The organism is Rhodoferax sp. U2-2l (assembly GCF_020594515.1).
In the GTDB taxonomy this organism is placed as follows: Bacteria; Pseudomonadota; Gammaproteobacteria; order Burkholderiales; family Burkholderiaceae_C; genus Rhodoferax.
This window is the reverse complement of the sequence record NZ_JAJCTH010000003.1, coordinates 59769-79494: the sequence shown is the minus strand read 5'-3', so window position 1 is coordinate 79494 and position 19726 is coordinate 59769. Positions and strand designations below refer to the sequence as shown.

Here is a 19726-nt window from a genome sequence, read left to right as displayed (position 1 = left end):
CAGGCTACTTCTTGGGCGCGGGTGGCGGCAACAGGTTGCGCAACTCGTCTTCGCTGATGATCTCGAACACCCGCACGACTTTTTGCACACCGCTGGTGGAGCGGGTGATGTCGGTGGCCCGATCCGCCTCGCGCTGGGTCACCCGGCCCATCAGGTAGACGGTGCCGCGCTCGGTCACCACCTTGAACGAGTTGGCAAACAGGTCCTTGGCGTCCACCATGGCGGCCTTGACGCGACCCGTGACCAGCGTGTCCGAGGAGCGCTGCGTCAGCGTGGCGTTGCCCAGCACCGCCAGCTCGTTCACCACCAATTGCACGTTCTCTACCCGGGACACCACCTGCTCCACCAGCTGGCGGTCCTGTGCCGAAGGCACTTCACCGGTCAGCAGCACGCGGCGGTTGTAGCTGGTCACATTCACGTGACCGCGGTCACCCAGGTTGTCACGAATCCGGCTGGCAGAACGCAGCTCGATGCCTTCATCTTCCAGCTGCGCCCCGGAGGTGCGGCGGTCGGTGGCCACCAGACTGCCCCCCACGGCAGCGCCCCCCATCACCATGGGAACGCAGGCGGTCAGGCTGGCGCCCAGGCAGGCGGTGAGGGCCAGCAAAGTCATCAGTCGTTGTGTGGGGTAGGTCATGACGTGCTTTCCGTGTCGCCGAGTAACAAATCATCCACCGCGTCGCACAGACAGTGCAGCGTCAGCAGGTGAACTTCTTGAACGCGTGCGGTGCGGTCATGCGGCACGCAGATGTGAACGTCGGTGTCGCGCAGCGCGCGGGTCATCTTGCCGCCACCGCGCCCGCTCAGGCCAATCACCACCATCTCGCGCTCGTGCGCGGCCTCAATCGCCTTGAGCACATTGGCCGAGTTGCCGCTGGTCGAGATCGCCAGCAGCACATCACCGGCCTGGCCCAACGCACGCACCTGACGCGAATAAATCAGATCAAAGCCGTAATCGTTGCCAACGGCGGTGAGGATCGAGCTGTCGGTGGTGAGGGCGATGGCGGCCAGTTCAGGCCGCTCGCGCTCAAAACGGCCGACAAATTCGGCGGCGAAGTGCTGCGCATCTGCCGCCGAGCCGCCATTGCCACAGGCCAGCACCTTGCCGCCACTGGTGACACAGGCCAGCAAGGCCTGCACCGCGTTGGCGATCGGGCCGCTCAGGAGGGGCGCCGCCTGGTATTTGAGGTCGGCGCTGTCGATGAAATGTTGTTGGATTCGTTGCTCAAGCATGGGCGTGATGATACCCGGCCCACCTTGGCCCACACCTGCCCTGCGCGTTATGGTTGACGCTTGTCACACGTTGTTACCACCCGTTCAGGCAGCGTCAAAGGCAGCTTGCAGCCACACGACGACCCCGGCCTCTACGGCGGCCACGTCAAACCGGCATGGCGGCAGGTTGCGCCAGCGCATCAAATAGTGGCGCGCGGCAAACACGATGCGGCGCTGCTTGATGGCGTTGACGCTGGCGGCCGCCCCGCCGTGGCTGGCCAAGCGGCGCTGACGCACCTCGACAAACACACAGGTCCCGTCGGGTGCGCGCATGATCAGGTCGATCTCGCCGCCACCCCGGCCGGGCGACCGATAATTGCGCTCCAGCAGCACCAGCCCGGCGCGCTGCAAATGCTGCAAGGCGAGCGCCTCGGCCGCATCGCCCACCTGTTTGGTGGTACGGGGTTGGGTCTGCCCGTTTGTCGAAGGAAATTCCATGGTGCTTTCGCCCCCCTCATCTCGTCTCACTAGCACGTTTGCGACAGCCCTGCAAGCCGCGCATGACGCAGCCTCCGGCCAGAATTATCTGCCCGGCGCGCTGTACGTGGTGGCCACGCCCATTGGCAATCTGGCCGACATCACCCTGCGCGCCCTGCACCTGCTGCAACTGGCCGACGTGGTGGCCTGCGAAGACACCCGCCACACGCAGGCCCTGCTGCGCGCCTACGGCATTGACAAGCCCCAGGCGCAGCTGCTGGCCGTGCACCAGCACAACGAGGCGCAAGCCGTGCAAACGGTGCTGGAGCGCCTGCAGCTCGGCCAGCGCGTGGCGTATGTGAGTGACGCGGGCACCCCCGCCATCAGCGACCCCGGCGCCCGGCTGGTGGCCGGCGTGCGCCTGGCGGGCGTGACGGTGGTGCCGCTGCCCGGTGCCAGCAGTGTGACCACCGTGCTGAGTGCCGCCGGTGTCAGCGCCGACCATCCGGCGCAGGGCGGTTTTGTGTTTGCAGGTTTTTTGCCCGCCAAAGCCACCGAACGTGCCCATGCCGTGCAGGGGTTGGCGTCTGAGGTGCGGGCGGTGGTGCTGCTGGAAGCGCCGCACCGCATCGAGGCGCTGGCGCAGGCGCTGGCGGTGCTGGGGGAGCGGGCGCTGACCGTGGGGCGTGAGCTGACCAAGCAGTTTGAACAGGTCACCACCCTGCCGGCCAGCGCGTTCCCCCAGTGGCTGGCGTCTGACGCCAACCGCACCCGCGGCGAGTTTGCGCTGGTGCTGCACCCGGCGGCCACGGCGGTCGACAGCAGCACCGACACCCGCGTCCTGAAGCTGCTGCTGGCCGAACTGCCGCTCAAAATCGCCGTCAAGCTCGCCGCCGAGATCACCGGGCAGCCGCGCAACGCCTTGTACGACCTGGCGTTGGCACTCAAAACCGACCCGGCTGACCAGCAGGATTGAATCGGTCCGGGGTTCAGCCCGGTTTGGAGCGGGAATACAAGGGCAGCACCTTGGGCAGGTTGGCCTCGATGTCGGCAATGCGGGTGGTGCCTGCGGGGTGGGTGGACAACCACTGCGGCGGCGCGCCCTTGCTGGCAATCGCCATTTTTTGCCACAGGCTGACGCCGGCGCGCGGGTCAAACCCGGCACGCGCTGCCAGTTCCATGCCCACCAGGTCGGCCTCGGACTCGTCGCTGCGGCTGAATTGCAAGGTGAGCAGTTGCGCGCCGTAGTTGGTCAACGTCTGGCCCAGATCGCCCAGACCCAGCACCTGACCGAGCAGCGACGCCCCAATGCTGGTGGCGGCGGTTTTGCCCATGCGTTCGCGGGCATGCTCACGCAGGGCGTGGGCCACTTCGTGCCCCATCACGGCGGCGACCTCGGCGTCGGTGAGTTTGAGCTGGTCCAGAATGCCGCTGTAAAACGCGATCTTGCCGCCCGGCATGCAAAAGGCGTTGACCTGTTTGCTGCCGATCAGGTTGACCTCCCAGTTCCAGTCCCGCGCACGCGGGTTCCAGCCCAGGGCGTGCGGAATGGTCTTTTGCGCAATAGCCCGCAGGCGTCTTACCTGCGGGTGGTCCTTGCCTGCCAGCGCCTTCTGCGCCGCTGCCTGCTGCATCATCTGGGCGTACTGCTGGGCGGCCGATTTCTCGATGGTCTCCGCCGGCACCAGCTGGGTAAACACCGAGTTGCGCCCGACATCGACACCTTCGGCATGCGCCAGTTGCAGACCGGTGACAGGTGCCACCAGGGACACAGCGGCACCTTGCAGCAACAAGCGCCGTTGGGCACAAAAGTAACAGGTCGGGCAGTCGTTCATGGTTGAGGTGGGGCTTTCATCAGGGGACGCGCATGTCAAGTAGAGCGAAGCGTCCAGAAAGAACAATCAGTCGCCGTAATTGTGCGTCAAAGCGCGAAAATTCAAGCGCCATAAAACCAACGATGCCCTCAGGGCCAGGAGACACACCATGACCGCCCCGCTCTTCATCACGTCCATCGACGCCTGTGTCGATCACATTCTGGCCACGGTTCCCGGCCCGATCGTGATGGGCATCCCGTTGGGTGTGGGCAAGCCCAACCCGCTGGTCAACGCGCTGTACCGGCGCATCAAGGCCGACCCGGCGCGCAGCCTGCGCATCATCACCGCCCTGTCGCTGGAGAAGCCGGTGGGCCACAGTGACCTAGAAAAGAACTTCCTGAAACCGCTGGTGGAACGCATTTTTGGCGACTACCCGGACATGGATTACGTGAAGGATCTGCGCGCCAACCGCCTGCCGCCCAACATTGAGGTGCAGGAGTTCTTCATGAAAACCGGCGACTACCTGGGCAACGCCGCCGCGCAGATGGGCCATATCTCCACCAACTACACCTACGCCGCGCGCGACATGGCGGTGCAGGGCATGAATGTGCTGGCACAGGCGGTCGGCTCCCAAGGCGCGGGCGACAACCTGCGCCTGAGCCTCTCCAGCAACCCCGACATCAGCCAGGCTGTGCTGGACAACGTGCGCGCCAGCGGCCAGACGGTGATGGCGGTGGGTGTGATCAACCACAAAATGCCCTTCATGCCCAACGGCGCGGAGGTCAGCCCCGGCTTCTTTGACGTGGTGGTGACCGACCCGGCAGGCACCCACGACATCTTTGCGCCGCCCAACAACAAGGTCAGCGCGGCGGACTACGCCATCGGCCTGCATGCGTCGAGCCTGGTGGTGGACGGCGGCACGCTGCAAATCGGCATCGGCTCGCTGGGCGACGCCATTGGCCAGGCGCTGCTGGTGCGGGATCGCCATGGCGCCGAGTACCGGCACATCCTGGAAGCCCTGTGTCCCGCCGGGCTGGCCGGGCGTGAGCTGGGGCGGTTTGACGAGGGCTTGTACGGCTGCTCGGAAATGTTTGTCAACGCGTTTTTGCGGCTGATTGAGGCCGGCATCATCCGCCGCGAGGTGTATGACGACGCCGTGTTGCAGCAACTGCTCAACAGTGGGCACATCCCGGACGCCAACGTCACCCCGGACACGCTGCAGGCCTTGCTGACGGCCGGGCGCATCCGCTCGCCGCTGTCAGACGAGGACGTGTCGTTCCTGAAGCACTATGGCATTCTGCGCGCCAACGTCACGCTGGAGGGCCAGCATCTGAGCGACGGCGAGCACCACCGGTGCAGCAACAACCTGCGCGACCCGGCCAGTTTCGCGTGTGTCAGCCAGCACATGCTGGGGTCGCGCCTGCTGCATGGCGTGATCATGACCGGGGGCTTCTTCCTGGGCCCGCGCGACTTTTACGAGCGCCTGCGCACCATGGCGCCACAGGATCTGGCCAAGATCGACATGACGCACATCGATTTCATCAACCAGCTGTATGGCAACGATGCGCTCAAGCGCGCCCAGCGCCGCAAGGCCCGCTTCATGAATACCACCATGATGGTGACGCTGCTCGGTGCGGCCGCCAGCGACGCGCTGGAGTCGGGCCAAGTGGTCAGCGGTGTGGGCGGGCAATACAACTTTGTCGCCATGAGCCACGCGTTGAACGACGCGCGGCTGATCATGATGCTGCGCGCCACCCACGACAACAAAGATGGCCTGACCAGCAGCATCGTCTGGAACTACGGCAACGTCACCATCCCGCGCCATCTGCGCGATGTGGTGATCACCGAATACGGTGTGGCCGAGCTGCGCGGGCGCTCGGACGGCGAGGTGGTCAAACGGCTGATTGCCGTGGCCGATTCACGCTTTCAGGCCGACCTGGTCAAGCAGGCCAAGGCCCATGGCAAGCTGGAACCGGATTACGAAGTACCCGAGTGTTACCGGCACAACCTGCCCGAAGTCATCGCCGCCAAACTCCAACCCTGGGCCGAGGCCGGACTGCTGCCGGACTTCCCGTTTGGCACTGACCTGACCGAGGACGAGTTGCACATGGTGCGCGCGATGAAAAAACTCAAACGCGCCAGCCACCATCCGTCCGAGCTGTTGACGATGGCGGTGAAAAGCCTGTGGGAAAGCAAGGAAGCGCCGCCCGCCTATCTGGAGCGGCTGGGCCTGGCCGAAGTGCACAGCTTCAAGGACCGGGTGATTCGCCGCCTGTTTGCCAACAACCTCTAAGCCGGCTTCTTCCATTTCCAGATCGGCACGATCATTAAGCGAGAAGCCGCAGACAGTACCAACGTACGGCAAGGCGCAGCAACCACACGTCGGACCGATAGGGGAATGGCATCACTTGATGCAGACCGAGCGCACCATCTTCAGGTCGGTCAACCCCATCATGACCTTTTCCATGCCGTCCATCTTCAGGGTGCGCATGCCGCCTTCCACGGCGGCGGCAAACACCTCGGCCACCCGGGCGCGCTCCTGGATCAGTTTCTTGATGCCGTCGTCGGCAATCAGCAGCTCGTGCAGGCCGACGCGGCCTTTGTAGCCGGTCTGGTTGCACTTGTCGCAGCCGACGTGGCGGAAAAAGCGCAGCTGGCCGTTGTCGGCATACTGCTGCCGCCAACTGGCGATCAGCTTGGTCAACTGGCCCTCGTAGTCATCCGCCCACTGGGCTGAGTGGCGCAACTCATCAGCGTACTCCATGGCAAACAGGCGCAGCTCGTTCTCGTCCGGCACGTAGGCTTCCTTGCAGGCGCACAGCTTTTTGGCCAGGCGCTGCGCCAGAATGCCCAACAGCGCATCGGCAAAGTTGAACGGGTCCATGCCCATGTCCAGCAGCCGGGTGATCGACTCGGGCGCCGAATTGGTGTGCAGCGTGGAGAACACCAGGTGCCCGGTCAGCGACGCCTCCACGCCCATGGCCACGGTTTCGTGGTCGCGCGACTCACCGACCATGATGATGTCGGGGTCGGCGCGCAAAAACGCCCGCATGATCAGCGCAAAGTCGATGCCCGCCTTGCGGTTGATCTGCACCTGGCGCAATCCTTTTTGCGTGATTTCCACCGGGTCTTCGGCGGTCCATATCTTGGTGTCGGACTTGTTGAGGTGCTTCAGGATCGAGTGCAGGGTGGTGGTTTTGCCCGAGCCGGTGGGGCCGCACACGTAGAACAGGCCGTAGGGCTTCTCGATGGTCTGCATCACGCGCGCCATGTTGTGCGCGGTCAGGCCCAGCTTGTCCAGCGGAATCGGCTCGCCGGCGGCCAGAATCCGCATCACCACGTCTTCCACGCCACCCGCCGAGGGGATGGTGGCCACGCGCAGCTCGATGTCGATCGGGCCGTATTTCTTGAACTTGATCTTGCCGTCTTGCGGCTTGCGGCGCTCGGAAATGTCGAGGTCGCACATGATCTTGAGGCGGGTGACCATCGCCTGGCGAAAGTGCGAGGGCACCTCGATGTAGGGCTGCAGCGAGCCGTCAATGCGAAAGCGGATGCCGGTCTTGAACTTGCCCGGCATCGGCTCGATGTGGATGTCCGAGGCGCCCTGGTGATACGCGTCGATGATCACCTTGTTGACGAACTTGACCAGTTCGTTGTCGGCCGCGGCGGATTCGAGTGCGTCGCTCAGGCCGCCATCGTCGTCCATCGGGCCACTGTCCATGTCGGCCAGCATCTCGCTGATGCTGCCCCCCACCGCCTCCAAGCCAAAAATCTGCCCCAGCGTGTCATGGAACTCGGCGTAGGTGGTGACCCGGTACGAAAATTTGGTGACCTTCGGGAACACCTGCTGCACGATGCGCGAACTGCGCACCGCCTCCGGGTCCAGGCACATGATGACCAGCCCGGCGGGTGAATCCTCCAGCGGAATCCAGGCCTGCTCTTCAATGAACTCGCGTTTGAGCGCGCCGTGCAACGGTTCCGAGCGGATGCGCCCTTCGGTCCACGGCTCGTACGGCACGCCAAAAAACTTGGCCAGTGAGGGCCCGATCTGGGCCGATCGCACCTGGTATTGCGTGAGCAAAAGGTTCTCGACCGTGAGCCCCTGCGAGCGCGCATCCTGCAAACATTGCTGCAGCTCAGCCGCCGTCATCACGCCGTCGGACACCAGGCCATCGTATTTGGTGACCATGCGCCGCACGTTGTCTTCCGCCCCATGGATGCGGTGTTTGATGGCCGTGGCCAGGGTTTTGCACAACTGCGAAATCCCCTCCACCTCCAGTTCACCAAAGGGTTTGTCGCTCTTGTTGTTGATGACCTGCAACACGCCGTAGAGCGTTTCGCCCTCCAGGATGGGGGCCACCATCATCTGGCGGGTGCGGTAGCCGGAGCGTTTGTCGACCTCTTTCAGGAACGAGAGCGCCGGGTGAATGGTTTTCAGCGACTCGTCGTCGTACACATCCGGCAGGTTCACCAGCATGTGGCTGAACGCGGCATACCCGGCAATGCTTTGCGGCGAGATCGGCAGTTTCAGGTCGCGGCTGCTGTTGAGCCCGGTCTTGACCTTGGAGACGATCGCCGATTTGTCTTCATTGACCACATACAGGGTGAGCCGATCGGCATTGAACAGTTTGCAGATGTCGGCGCTGGCCTCCAGCATGATCTGCTCGATGTTGTCGGTCTCGTGGATGCGGGCGGTGACATGCTGAAGCTGCTTGTAAAAAAGCGCCTCGAAGGTCATCCCCGCCCGGTCAGGGCTATGCAGTCTGAGGCCGGTATTCATGGGCAGGCCAACTCACAGGGCGGGACGGGGTCCGTGACGAAGCGCATCAAGACGCGCCTGGGCAGTCATCCGCATCCGTCAACCTTGCAGGAACTGCATTTCGGTGCCCGCCAGCATGATCCGGTCACCGTGCTTGAGCACCACGGGTTCTTCACCCACCACCTCGCCGTTCAGGGTCAAACGGTCGCTGCCTTCGACATGGTGGACAAAAAAATTGTGGCGCCGCTGGGTGATCGCCGCCACCGAGACACCCGGTTTGCCCACCGTGGTCACCACCTTGGTCAAGGCCATCTCCCGACCCGCGGCGGCGCCGGTCAAAACCTTGATGGACCCACGCAGTTCGGGCAGAGTCAGCGGGACATTGGGAATGGCAGAGGCGGGCGCCGGTGCCGCCACGCGCGGCTTGTAAAGCATGGTTTTGTCAAACTCGTCCTCGGCCATAGCTTCAAACTTGACCTTGAATTTGCCCATGTCCATGACATCGCCATGGCGCAGCACCTGTTGTTTCACCGCCTTGCCGTCGATGTAGGTGCCGTTGGTGCTGTGCAGGTCTTCCACCGTGACCTGGTTGCCCACCATGACCAGCACCGCATGTTCACCACTGACCGTCAGGTTTTCAATCACCAAATCGTTGTAGGGTCGGCGGCCAATGGTGGTGCGTTCTTTCGTCAACGTGACTTCGTTGTGGACGATGCCGTCCATCATCACGGTTATTCTGGGCATGACTACCTCCTGTGCAACGCAGTATATGGGTTTGAAGCCAACTCGCCACCGCCATGGGTTCAGGGCTTGCCAATCAGCCGCGAGATCAAGCCGGATTTGCTGGCACCCGCGTCGGCCCTGGCCAGCAGCACCGAAATGTTGTCGCGGCCACCGTGCATGTTGGCCTGGGCCACCAGTTCGGTCGCCATCAAGGCCAGCGACGTGTTGGCCGTCAGCACGGCTGCCATCTCTTGGTCGGTGAGCATGTCGGTCAGGCCATCCGAGCACATCAGGTACAGGTCACCCGGCTCGACCACGTGTTCGTGCGTCTCGACGCGCAACATCTCCTCGACACCCAGGGCCCGGGTCAGCAGGTTTTTGCCAGGCGCAAAGGCCGCCTGTTCAGGCGTGAGCACACCCGCGTCCACCTGTTCCTGCAGCATCGAGTGGTCTTTGGTGATTTGCGTCAACACCCCGGAACGCAAGCGGTAACAACGTGAGTCACCCACATGCCCGATGATCAGCTGCGACCCGCGAAACACGCCGGCCACCAGGGTTGTGCCCATGCCGGCGTACTGCGGGTTGGACATGGCGGCGTTCAGGATGGACAGATTGGCTTGATCAAAACACATCTCGATCACGCGCGCCAGCTGTGCGGCATGCAGATGCGGGCCGTTCACGACCAGCCAGCGCACCAGCTCTGACTTGACAAACAGCACCGCCATGCTGCTGGCCACTTCGCCCGCGTTGTAGCCGCCCATGCCATCGGCCAACACCGCCACACCATGATGGGCATCAAAAGCCAGGGCATCTTCGTTGTTGCCTCTGACCCGACCGGAGTCGGTCAGCGCGTGAAAGCTGAAGTGCATCATGCTGAGGGCTGGCATACAGCAGCGAAAGTAGCGCCTGACCCGCCCTGTTTGGCCTCTCCAACCGAGGCGTTGATCGATATCACCAGAGGTTCTCCTGTCGACGGATACAACCATGAAGCGGCCCGCGACGTGTCATGCCATGGGCTGCCAACTGGAACGAATAATAAGTGGAATATCCGCCCGGTCGCCGCGCCGTGCTTGACGTCAGCCCACAAAAAAGGCCGGATTGTCCTTCAAGACAGTCCGGCCCACAGCCTGCCCAGGTTTGGCCTGGGCACCTCACACGCGGTGATAGTTACAACATCGCCTTGAGCAACTTGGCCATTTCCGACGGGTTGCGCGTGACTTTGAAGCCACACTCTTCCATCACCGCCAGCTTGGCTTCAGCAGTATCGGCACCGCCAGAGATCAAAGCACCGGCATGGCCCATGCGTTTGCCCGCAGGTGCGGTGACACCGGCGATGAAACCGACGATGGGTTTTTTCATGTTGAGCTTGCACCAGCGGGCGGCTTCTGCTTCGTCCGGGCCGCCGATTTCGCCGATCATGATGACGGCGTCGGTGTCCGGGTCGTCATTGAAGGCTTGCATGATGTCGATGTGCTTCAGGCCGTTGATGGGGTCGCCACCAATACCGACCGCGCTGGACTGGCCCAGGCCGATTTCGGTCAGCTGTGCCACGGCTTCATAAGTGAGCGTGCCGGAGCGGCTGACCACACCAATGCGACCTTTGCGGTGGATGTGGCCGGGCATGATGCCGATCTTGATCTCGTCAGGCGTGATCAAACCCGGGCAATTCGGGCCGAGCAACAGCGTCTTCTTGCCGCCAGCGGCTTCCTTGGCGCGCATTTTGTTGCGCACTTCAAGCATGTCGCGCACCGGAATGCCTTCGGTGATGCAGATGGCCAGGTCCAGATCGGCTTCCACAGCCTCCCAGATGGCAGCGGCCGCGCCAGCGGGCGGCACGTAGATCACCGACACGGTAGAGCCAGTCTCTTGCGCGGCTTCCTTGACCGAGGCGTAAATCGGGATGCCGAAGATGGATTCGCCGGCCTTTTTCGGGTTCACCCCAGCGGCAAAACAATGTTTGCCGTTGGCGTATTCCTGGCACTTTTCGGTGTGGAACTGACCGGTCTTGCCGGTGATGCCCTGGGTGATGACCTTGGTGTCTTTATTGATGAGAATGGACATGATGTTTCCTAGTCAGTTGAGGACAGAGCTGGCTCGCGTTGCGTAGCTGCGGTCTGTCCCGCAAGGTTTCACGCAGCGGCCTTGACAGCAGCAACCACTTTTTGCGCAGCATCGGCCATGGTGTCGGCGCTGATGATCGGCAGGCCCGACTCGGCCAGCATCTTTTTGCCCAGTTCTTCGTTGGTGCCCTTCATGCGCACCACCAGCGGCACGTTCAGGTTGGTCGCCTTGCAGGCGGTGATGACGCCGGTGGCGATGGTGTCGCACTTCATGATGCCGCCGAAGATGTTGACCAGAATGGCCTTGACTTTGGGGTTTTTCAGCATGATCTTGAAGGCTTCGGTGACCTTCTCGGGGGTGGCACCGCCGCCCACGTCCAGGAAGTTGGCGGGCTCAGCGCCAAACAGCTTGATGGTGTCCATGGTAGCCATGGCCAGACCGGCACCATTGACCAGGCAGCCGATGTCGCCGTCCAGGCTGATGTAGGCCAGGTCAAACTTGCTGGCTTCGACCTCGGCCGGGTCTTCTTCGTCCAGGTCACGGTAAGCCACGATTTCGGGGTGGCGGTACAGCGCGTTGGCGTCAAAGTTGAACTTGGCGTCGATGGCTTTGATGCCGCCATTGCCTTCCAGGATCATCGGGTTGATCTCAACCAGCGACGCGTCGGTGTCCATGTAGACCTTGTAGACCTTTTGCAGCACATCCACGGCCTGCGCCACGGAACCGGCGGGCACGCCAATCGCGTTGGCCAGCTTGGTGGCTTGCTCGGTGGTCAGGCCGGTGGCGGGGTCAACAATCTCGGTGACGATTTTCTCGGGGGTGCTGTGCGCCACTTCTTCGATGTCCATGCCGCCTTCGCTGGAGACGATCATCGCCACGCGTTGGCTGGCGCGGTCCGTCACGGCAGAGACGTAGTATTCTTTTTTGATGTCGGCGCCGTCTTCAATCAACAGGCGGCGGACTTTCTGGCCTTCCGGGCCGGTCTGGTGCGTGATCAGCTGCATGCCGAGGATTTCACCAGCGAGTTTTTTCACATCGTCAATCGAGCGCGCCAGCTTGACACCGCCACCCTTGCCGCGACCACCGGCGTGGATCTGCGCCTTGACCACCCACACGGGGCCGCCGAGTTTCTGGGCGGCTTCCACCGCCTCTTGAACGGTGAATGCTGCAATGCCGCGAGGCACTGGCACACCAGCTTGACGCAAGATGTCCTTGCCTTGGTACTCGTGAATCTTCATGAGGTCTCTCTCAGGAACGGGTGATAAAAGTGCGTCTGAAAGCCGCTTTGCACAACGGTTGACCGGCGCTTGACGATGCGTCGCGGACTGTATCATGTTGAATTGATTCATTCTTTAGCCAGTCTTACAAGGCAGCGCTTTTTCGGGATTTCACTTCACCATGCAAAAAATCTTCATCGACGGCGAAGCCGGCACCACCGGTTTACAGATCCGCGAACGCCTGCAAAACCTGCCCGGCATCGAGCTGCTCAGCATCGCGCCCGAACTGCGCAAGGACGCCAGCGCCAAGCGTGCGCTGATGGCGCAAGTGGACCTGGTGGTGCTGTGCCTGCATGACGAGGCAGCGATTGAATCCGTCACCATGGTTGCCGAGATGGAACAGGCTTCAGGGCAACCCGGCCCCAAGATCATTGACGCCTCCACCGCCCACCGCACGGCGCCGGGTTGGGTGTATGGCTTTGCAGAACTGTGCCCCGGCCAGCGCGAGGCCATCCGCCAAGCCCGGCGTGTGGCCAACCCGGGTTGTTACGCCACCGGCGCCATCGCCCTGATCCGACCGCTCATTGATGCCGGGCTGATCCCGGCGGATTTCCCGCTATGCCTGCCTGCAGTGAGTGGTTACTCAGGCGGCGGACGCCCCATGATCGAGGCCTACGAACAGGGCAAAGCCCCGGCTTATGAGTTGTACGCGCTGGGTCTCAAACACAAACACATCCCGGAAATCCTGGCCAATACCGGCCTGACGCGCCGCCCGTTGTTTGTGCCCTCGGTCGGCAACTTCAAACAGGGCATGCTGGTGCAGATTCCGTTACATCTGGATCTGTTGCCCGGCCAGCCCAGTGTGGCCGACTTGCACCAGGCACTGGCCAAACATTACGCAGGCAGCGAATGGGTCAGCGTGGTGCCCACCGGCTCGGACAGCAAACTCGACGCGGTCACACTCGACGGCAGTGACGCCATGGAGCTGCGGGTGTTTGGCAACCAGGATGGCAACGATAACTTCCGCCACGCGCTGCTGGTGGCGCGGCTGGACAACCTTGGCAAAGGCGCCAGCGGCGCGGCGGTGCAAAACCTCAAGCTGATGCTGGGGCTCTGAGCCCATGGCGGTTGAGCTGTCCAAGGAAACCCGCGCCACGGCGGTGACCTCCATTGAGCGCTGGTTCACCACCCACATGGACATGCGTATTGGCAACATGCAGGCCGCCGAACTGCTCGACTTCTTTTTGAAGGAGCTGGCGCCGAGCGCTTACAACCAAGGGGTGGCTGACGCCCAGGCGCAGATGCTGGCCCGGGTCAACGAGCTCGACATCGATTGCCATGAGAGCGAATTTGCCTACTGGAACGGTGGGCGACGGCGCGGCACCTGACGCCCGGCCAGCGGTCTGTTACTCGTCGTCCGCACCGGCAACCACCCGGCGGATGGTGTCACCACCAAAACCACGACTCGCCAGAAAACGCATTTGTTTGGCCCGCTGGTCGGCGTCTTGCGGGGCCTGACCAAACTTTTTTTGCCACACCTCCCGCGCACGTTCCAATTCGGTGGCGCGCAAAACCTGGACGGTGTCCGCCACCGCCTGCGGGTCCAGCCCCTTGGCTTGCAGCTCCTGCTTGATGCGAGATGCGCCCAGTTTGCTGGCGCGGCGGTTCACCACCGACTCCAGCACCCGCTGTTCGCTGATGAAACCCTTGGCCTGCAAGTCATCGAGCGCGGCGGCCAGACTGCCGGGCTCTTCCTCAAACGGCGCCAACTTGCGCTCCAGCTCCAGCCGCGAGTGTTCACGGCCACTGAGCAGGCGCAGGGCGCGCCCTTTGAGTGAAGGTGTGGCAAAGCCCATTCAGAGGATCACTATGAAAAATGAGCTACCCACCTATATTGAATAAGGGCTAGGCGCCCTTTTTGCTGACAACCTTGGCCGCAACATCGGCCGGTTCGGAACCCGCCAGCAGCGGGATGCCCAGAGAGGCACGCACCTTGTTTTCGATCTCGCGGGCGAGGTCGGTGTTTTCCTTGAGAAACTCGCGTGCGTTGTCGCGGCCCTGGCCGATTTTTTCACCGTTGTAGGCGTACCAGGCGCCGGACTTGTCGAGGATGTTGGCGGTGACGCCCATGTCGATGATCTCGCCCTCGCGGCTGATGCCCTGGCCAAACATGATGTCGAACTCGGCGGTCTTGAACGGTGGCGAGACCTTGTTTTTGACCACTTTGACCTTGGTTTCGTTGCCAATCGACTCCTCGCCCTTCTTGATGGTGCCGGTGCGGCGGATATCGAGGCGCACCGAGGCGTAGAACTTCAGCGCATTGCCGCCGGTGGTGGTCTCAGGGCTGCCAAACATCACACCAATCTTCATACGAATCTGGTTGATGAAGATGACCATGCAGTTGGTCTTCTTGATGTGGGCGGTGAGTTTGCGCAGCGCTTGGCTCATCAGGCGCGCTTGCAGGCCGGGCAGGCTGTCGCCCATTTCACCTTCCAACTCGGCCTTGGGGGTCAAGGCTGCCACCGAGTCGACCACGATCAGATCGACCGCGCCGGAGCGCACCAGGCTGTCGACAATCTCCAGCGCTTGTTCACCGGTGTCGGGCTGGCTGATCAGCAGGTCTTGCAGGTTGACGCCGAGGTTTTGCGCGTACTGGATGTCCAGCGCGTGTTCAGCATCCACAAACGCACACTGGCCGCCGGTTTTTTGCATCTCGGCAATCACCTGCAAAGTGAGCGTGGTTTTGCCGGATGATTCCGGGCCATAAATTTCCACCACCCGGCCACGCGGCAGGCCACCGACACCGAGTGCAATGTCCAGCCCGAGTGAGCCGGTGGACACCACCTGGATGTCTTCGATCACCTCGCCTTCACCCAGGCGCATGATGGTGCCCTTGCCAAACTGCTTCTCGATCTGGGCCAGCGCCACTTGCAGGGCCTTGGCTTTTTCGGCGTTCACGGGGGTGGGGGCTTTGACGGGTGCGTCCATGGCGGGCTCCTGAGGGTTAAAAGTGCGGGGTTTGAAAGCATGAGCATCCTCTGTCCATAACAACAAGCTGGATGCTTGAACAGTAGTTTATAACCAGTCTTTAAATCATAAATCGCTATTTTTAGTCAATTTGATTTACCATTTACCCCATGGTTGACGCACCTCCTGACAGCGGTTGGCGCCAGGCGCATTTGGGCCACTGGTTGGCGCTGGCCCTGCGGCGTTTTGATGCGCGGGTGTTGCAACTCATGGCCCGCAATGACCGGGTACCGCTGGCGCTATCCAACCTGGCGGCGCGCGGCAGCCTGACGGCCTCCCACATCCACATCACCCGGCATCTGGCACTCGACGGCTCGCGCCTGACCGAACTGGCCCAGCGCGCCGGTGTCAGCAAACAGGCGATGGGCAAGCTGGTGGACCAGTGTGAAGCCTGGGGCCTGGTGCAGCGCCAGGACGACCCGCAGGACGCCCGCGCCCGTCGTGTGGTGTTCACCGCCATCGGTCTGGCCTGGCTGCGGGCCTTTGAAGAAGCGGTGAGACAAACCGAAGCCGAGTTGCGCGCCGCCGTGGGTCCCGAAGTGGCCACCGTGATCGCTCTCGGACTGGAAGCTTACGCGGCCTAAAATCACTGCGGCAAGCACCGAATATCCCGTAACCCAACGGCCCCAGCGGCCATCACGAGGAAACCGCCATGCGAATTTTGATTGCCGAGGATGACCAGGTTCTGGCCGATGGTTTGCTGCGCACCCTGCGCAGTTCGGGTGCGGCAGTTGACCATGTGGCCAGCGGCTCCGAGGCCGACGCAGCGCTGATGACCAATACCGAATTCGACTTGCTGATCCTCGACCTGGGCCTGCCCAAGATGCATGGCCTCGAAGTGCTGAAAAAACTGCGCGCCAGGGGCTCGGCGCTACCGGTGCTGATCCTGACCGCCGCCGACAGCGTCGAAGAACGCGTCAAGGGGCTGGACTACGGCGCCGACGATTACATGGCCAAGCCGTTCAGCCTGCAGGAACTCGAAGCGCGCGTGCGCGCCTTGAGCCGCCGTGGCATGGGCGCGGCCAGCAGCACCATCAAACACGGCCCGCTGATCTACGACCAGGGCGGTCGCGTGGCCACCATTGACGGCGTGATGGTGGAGCTGTCGGCACGTGAACTGGGCTTGCTGGAAGTGTTGTTGCAGCGTGCGGGCCGCCTGGTCAGCAAGGACCAACTGGTGGAGCGCCTGTGTGAATGGGGTGAAGAGGTGAGCAACAACGCCATCGAGGTGTACATCCACCGCCTGCGCAAGAAAATTGAAAAAGGCCCGATCCGCATCGCCACCGTGCGTGGGCTGGGCTACTGCCTCGAAAAAATCCCAGGCTAGCCCACACCTTTTCGCCACACCGTGAACGTTTTTCAGCGCGAGCAGCGCTCGCTGTTTGGCGAAATCCTGGACTGGATGCTCACGCCGCTGCTGCTGCTGTGGCCGGTGAGTCTGGTGCTGACCTGGCTGGTCGCCCAAAACATTGCCGGCAAGCCGTTTGACCGGGCGCTGGAATACAACGCCCGCGCGATGGCGCAGCTCATCACGATGCGCGGCAACCGGCCCGAGTTTGTGTTGACGCGACCGGCGCGCGAGCTGTTGCGTGCCGACGACTCCGACACCGTGTATTACCAGGTGAAGGGCTCACGCGGCGAGTTGCTCAGCGGCGAGCGCGAGTTGCCCGCGCCGCTGGCTGAGGAAAAAATCATCCTCGACGAGGTGCGCATCCGCGACGACGTGATCAATGGCTTTGACGTCAAGGTGGCCTACATCTGGGTCAGTCTGCCGGCGGCGGATGCCAAACCCGCGCTGGTGCAGGTGGCCGAGACGCTGGAAAAACGCTCGGTGCTGGCTACCGAAATTGTCAAGGGCGTGATGTTGCCGCAGTTTGTCATCTTGCCGCTGGCGGTGCTGCTGGTGTGGCTGGCGCTGGTGCAGGCGATCAAACCCTTGAGCCAGCTCGAAGAGCGCATTCGCGCCCGCAAACCCGACGACTTGAGCGCCATCGACGCACAGGCGGTGCCGCTGGAGGTCACGCCCCTGGTCGACTCGGTGAACGACCTGCTGCTGCGCCTGAAAGATTCGATTGCCACCCAAAAACGCTTTCTGGCCGATGCCGCGCACCAGCTCAAGACGCCGCTGGCGGGGCTGCGCATGCAGGCCGACCTGGCCCAGCGCGAAGGCGCCAGCGCCGAAGACCTGAAACACTCGCTGCGCCAGATTGGCCGCGCCAGCATCCGCGCCACCCACAGCGTGAACCAGTTGCTCTCCCTGGCCCGGGCCGAGAGCAGCGGCTCGGCCATGCCGCGCGCGGTGTGTGACATGGCCGAGTTGTGCATGTCGGTGGTGCGTGACAGTGTGCCACGGGCGCTGGAGAAACACATCGACCTGGGCTACGAAGGCACCCAGCCGGGCGATCCGGGTGTGAACGTGTACGGCAACGCCACACTCATCAAGGAGATGATCCGCAACCTGGTCGACAACGCCATCAACTACACCCCATCCAGCCTGGAGTCGCCCGGCATGATCACCGCACGGGTGCTGACCGACCCGTTTGGCCGCACGCTGGTGCTGCAGGTGGAGGACTCCGGCCCCGGTGTGCCGGTGGCCGAGCGCGAACTGATTTTTCAGCCGTTTTACCGCGCCCTGGGCACCGAGGTGGACGGCTCCGGGCTGGGTCTGCCGATTGTTTTGCAAATTGCCCAGCAGCACGATGCCAAGGTCAGCCTGGAAGAAACCCGACCGGGCCAGACCCCACCCGGCGCCCGCTTCGTGGTGCGGTTCACCGCCACCGCCGTCACCGAGACACCGGCGCTCGCCTCACCACCCGCGTGAAGGGCCGGGTCCGCTTCAGCGTGCTGCGGGTTCGACCGCCTCAGTCGGGCAAATGTCCAGCGTTTTATCCGCCAGAACCGCCCTGACAGCCGAGAGCGCGGCCTGCTCTGTGCCGCTGATGGCGGGCAGGCGCAAGCGGTAGTGCCGGGTGGAGGGCCGCTCCTGCACCACCCGGGCAGAACGCACGCCCCGCCGGACCAGCTCCTGCAACGCGGTGTTGGCCCCGTCTTGTGAGCTGAAAACCCCCAGCGACAGCCCCGACGCCCAGGCCGGGTTGGCGGGCAGGGAAAATTTCACGTTCAAGTCGGTCAGCTGCTGACGTTTGCGGGCCAGCTCATTGGTATTGGGGAATTTACCCATGTACACCATCCAGCGCGCGGGCAGGCCCAGCTCGTCCAGCACCCAGGCACCGTCGGAAAAATTGGCACTCAGCACCGGGCGCAGGGCCTCGGCCAAGGCCGGGTCGAGGTCGGTGGCCTGCCAACACACCGTGCTGGCTGCTTCGGAGGCTGTCACCGCGGGAGCGGACGCCGGGTCAAGCTCAGGTTCAGACGTTGCCGTAGCGGGTGCAGAGGCCGCAGCGTCGGGCGCCATGGACGCTGCAGACGCGGGCGTGCCCGACAAGATCACCAGGGCATCCGGGCGGATTTGTTGCGCCACCCGCTGGGGCTCATGCTGCGGCGCCACGCCCCAGCCATAGGCCAGCAGCCAGCCCTGACCACGGGCGTAAACCCCCACGTTGAGCAGCACCAACACCAACACCAGCCAACGCAACATGGCAACCCTTTATCCAGGACGTCCAACAGACCCGGGTGCCGGGCGCACGCTGACCTCGGCGCTGGTGACGCGCTGCACACCCTGTGCCGTTTGCACCTGCAAAGCACCATCCACGTCGACCCCCAACGCCACACCCTGCAAACCGTCGCTCAGGTTGACCGGCAGTTGGGCCAGGGCGTCACGCGCGTTGAAAGCCGCCTGGAACGGGCCGAACCCCTGCTGTTCAAAGGCCAGCAGCGTCGCCACCAGCGGCGCCATCAACTTCACCAGCGCCTGCCCGGCGTCGATGCCCGGCAACAACTCAACCAGCCCGGCGGGCTCGGTGGCCAGGCCGGACACACGGGGACACTGGATGTTGATGCCGATGCCAATCACCACACCACGGCTGCCCGGGGCGCCGCCGCTCTGGTTGGCGGTTTCGATCAGGATACCGGCCAGCTTGCGGTGCTGCCACCACAAATCATTGGGCCATTTCAGGCGAATGTCGGGGTGCAGGCTTTGCGCCAGGCTCAAACCCACCGCCAAGGAGAGGCCCGACCAATCTTTGGGCGCCAGCGGCAGACCGAGTGAAAACGTCAGGCTGCCCGGACCCGACGTGTGTGAGGCGCCCGGGCTGCTGTGCCAGGGCCGGGCCAACCGCCCCCGCCCGGCCGTCTGGTGTTCGGCAATCAGCAGCACCGGGTCAGCCACCCCGGCGCGCAGGCGGCGCATCAGCTCGGCGTTGGTGGAGTCGATCTCCGGCACCACCTCCACCGTGAAACCTGGCAGATGGGGCGCAATGGCTTGCCAGATGGCCTCGCTGGGCCAGGGGGTGATGGCAGGCAAGCGCATGGCGGTA

The 19726-nt window shown here is 63.2% G+C and carries 20 protein-coding genes; 7 read left to right on the top strand and 13 right to left on the bottom strand.

Features of this window, described 5'->3' with window-relative positions; genetic code table 11:
• Positions 1-4: 4 nt before the first annotated feature.
• The 3 genes from LHU53_RS03590 to LHU53_RS03580 all read right to left on the bottom strand — a co-directional run bounded on the left by LHU53_RS03590 (position 5) and on the right by LHU53_RS03580 (position 1710).
• Positions 5-637: a BON domain-containing protein gene (locus LHU53_RS03590; protein WP_227330718.1), complete on the bottom strand. Its 633-nt coding sequence runs from the start codon at positions 635-637 to the stop codon at positions 5-7.
• A complete protein-coding gene (locus tag LHU53_RS03585; RefSeq protein WP_227330717.1) occupies positions 634-1233 on the bottom strand; it encodes a phosphoheptose isomerase in 600 nt (199 codons plus the stop codon). Before LHU53_RS03585 ends, LHU53_RS03590 begins: the two co-directional genes overlap by 4 nt.
• An 84-nt stretch (positions 1234-1317) precedes the next feature.
• Entirely contained in the window at positions 1318-1710 is a 393-nt protein-coding gene (locus LHU53_RS03580; protein ID WP_227330716.1) for a YraN family protein, read from the bottom strand.
• On the opposite strand from LHU53_RS03580, the gene rsmI reads away from it, so the two are divergent.
• Positions 1709-2665, top strand: coding sequence for a 16S rRNA (cytidine(1402)-2'-O)-methyltransferase (rsmI, locus tag LHU53_RS03575; RefSeq protein WP_227330715.1), 957 nt, complete (start codon positions 1709-1711; stop codon positions 2663-2665). The two genes, LHU53_RS03580 and rsmI, sit on opposite strands and share 2 nt — an antisense overlap.
• Positions 2666-2678: 13 nt before the next feature.
• On the opposite strand, the gene LHU53_RS03570 is transcribed toward rsmI, so the two are convergent.
• Positions 2679-3524 (bottom strand): M48 family metallopeptidase, encoded by an 846-nt coding sequence (locus LHU53_RS03570; protein ID WP_227330714.1) that lies wholly within the window; start codon positions 3522-3524, stop codon positions 2679-2681.
• Between the two features lie 148 nt (positions 3525-3672).
• Between LHU53_RS03570 and LHU53_RS03565 the strand changes: the two genes are divergently transcribed.
• A complete protein-coding gene (locus LHU53_RS03565; protein ID WP_227330713.1) occupies positions 3673-5796 on the top strand; it encodes an acetyl-CoA hydrolase/transferase C-terminal domain-containing protein in 2124 nt (707 codons plus the stop codon).
• Positions 5797-5907: 111 nt separating this feature from the next.
• Here the strand turns inward: LHU53_RS03565 and LHU53_RS03560 are convergent, their stop codons facing one another.
• The 5 genes from LHU53_RS03560 to sucC form a co-directional block, all read right to left on the bottom strand.
• Positions 5908-8283, bottom strand: coding sequence for an ATPase, T2SS/T4P/T4SS family (locus LHU53_RS03560; protein WP_227330712.1), 2376 nt, complete (start codon positions 8281-8283; stop codon positions 5908-5910).
• A 78-nt stretch (positions 8284-8361) separates the two neighbouring features.
• Entirely contained in the window at positions 8362-9006 is a 645-nt protein-coding gene (locus LHU53_RS03555; protein WP_227330711.1) for an FHA domain-containing protein, read from the bottom strand.
• Positions 9007-9065: 59 nt separating this feature from the next.
• The gene (locus LHU53_RS03550; RefSeq protein WP_227330710.1) at positions 9066-9872 is read right to left on the bottom strand and encodes a Stp1/IreP family PP2C-type Ser/Thr phosphatase; all 807 of its coding nucleotides are present in this window, start codon (positions 9870-9872) and stop codon (positions 9066-9068) included.
• Positions 9873-10152: 280 nt separating this feature from the next.
• The gene (gene sucD, locus LHU53_RS03545) at positions 10153-11046 is read right to left on the bottom strand and encodes a succinate--CoA ligase subunit alpha (RefSeq protein WP_227330709.1); all 894 of its coding nucleotides are present in this window, start codon (positions 11044-11046) and stop codon (positions 10153-10155) included.
• A gap of 68 nt (positions 11047-11114) precedes the next feature.
• A complete protein-coding gene (gene sucC, locus LHU53_RS03540) occupies positions 11115-12284 on the bottom strand; it encodes an ADP-forming succinate--CoA ligase subunit beta (RefSeq protein ID WP_227330708.1) in 1170 nt (389 codons plus the stop codon).
• Positions 12285-12444: 160 nt separating this feature from the next.
• Here sucC and argC point away from each other — a divergent pair, with 160 nt between their 5' ends.
• Both argC and LHU53_RS03530 read left to right on the top strand, forming a co-directional pair.
• On the top strand, positions 12445-13380 hold the full coding sequence (gene argC / locus LHU53_RS03535) for an N-acetyl-gamma-glutamyl-phosphate reductase (protein ID WP_227330707.1): 936 nt from the start codon (positions 12445-12447) through the stop codon (positions 13378-13380).
• A 4-nt stretch (positions 13381-13384) separates the two neighbouring features.
• Positions 13385-13651 (top strand): DUF2164 domain-containing protein, encoded by a 267-nt coding sequence (locus LHU53_RS03530; RefSeq protein ID WP_227330706.1) that lies wholly within the window; start codon positions 13385-13387, stop codon positions 13649-13651.
• A gap of 18 nt (positions 13652-13669) precedes the next feature.
• Here the strand turns inward: LHU53_RS03530 and recX are convergent, their stop codons facing one another.
• Complete coding sequence (gene recX / locus LHU53_RS03525) at positions 13670-14119, bottom strand: recombination regulator RecX (protein ID WP_227330705.1); 450 nt, start codon at positions 14117-14119, stop codon at positions 13670-13672.
• Between the two features lie 49 nt (positions 14120-14168).
• Complete coding sequence (recA, locus tag LHU53_RS03520; RefSeq protein ID WP_227330704.1) at positions 14169-15251, bottom strand: recombinase RecA; 1083 nt, start codon at positions 15249-15251, stop codon at positions 14169-14171.
• Positions 15252-15400: 149 nt separating this feature from the next.
• Between recA and LHU53_RS03515 the strand changes: the two genes are divergently transcribed.
• The 3 genes from LHU53_RS03515 (at position 15401) to LHU53_RS03505 (ending at position 18111) form a co-directional block, all read left to right on the top strand.
• Positions 15401-15874 (top strand): MarR family winged helix-turn-helix transcriptional regulator, encoded by a 474-nt coding sequence (locus tag LHU53_RS03515; protein WP_227330703.1) that lies wholly within the window; start codon positions 15401-15403, stop codon positions 15872-15874.
• 68 nt (positions 15875-15942) lie between these two features.
• The gene (locus LHU53_RS03510; RefSeq protein WP_227330702.1) at positions 15943-16617 is read left to right on the top strand and encodes a response regulator transcription factor; all 675 of its coding nucleotides are present in this window, start codon (positions 15943-15945) and stop codon (positions 16615-16617) included.
• Between the two features lie 21 nt (positions 16618-16638).
• Complete coding sequence (locus LHU53_RS03505) at positions 16639-18111, top strand: sensor histidine kinase (protein ID WP_227330701.1); 1473 nt, start codon at positions 16639-16641, stop codon at positions 18109-18111.
• 15 nt (positions 18112-18126) lie between these two features.
• Here LHU53_RS03505 and LHU53_RS03500 read toward each other — a convergent pair whose 3' ends face one another.
• Both LHU53_RS03500 and LHU53_RS03495 read right to left on the bottom strand, forming a co-directional pair.
• The gene (locus LHU53_RS03500) at positions 18127-18888 is read right to left on the bottom strand and encodes an SPOR domain-containing protein (protein WP_227330700.1); all 762 of its coding nucleotides are present in this window, start codon (positions 18886-18888) and stop codon (positions 18127-18129) included.
• A 9-nt stretch (positions 18889-18897) separates the two neighbouring features.
• The gene (locus tag LHU53_RS03495; RefSeq protein WP_227330699.1) at positions 18898-19719 is read right to left on the bottom strand and encodes a biotin--[acetyl-CoA-carboxylase] ligase; all 822 of its coding nucleotides are present in this window, start codon (positions 19717-19719) and stop codon (positions 18898-18900) included.
• Positions 19720-19726: the final 7 nt, after the last annotated feature.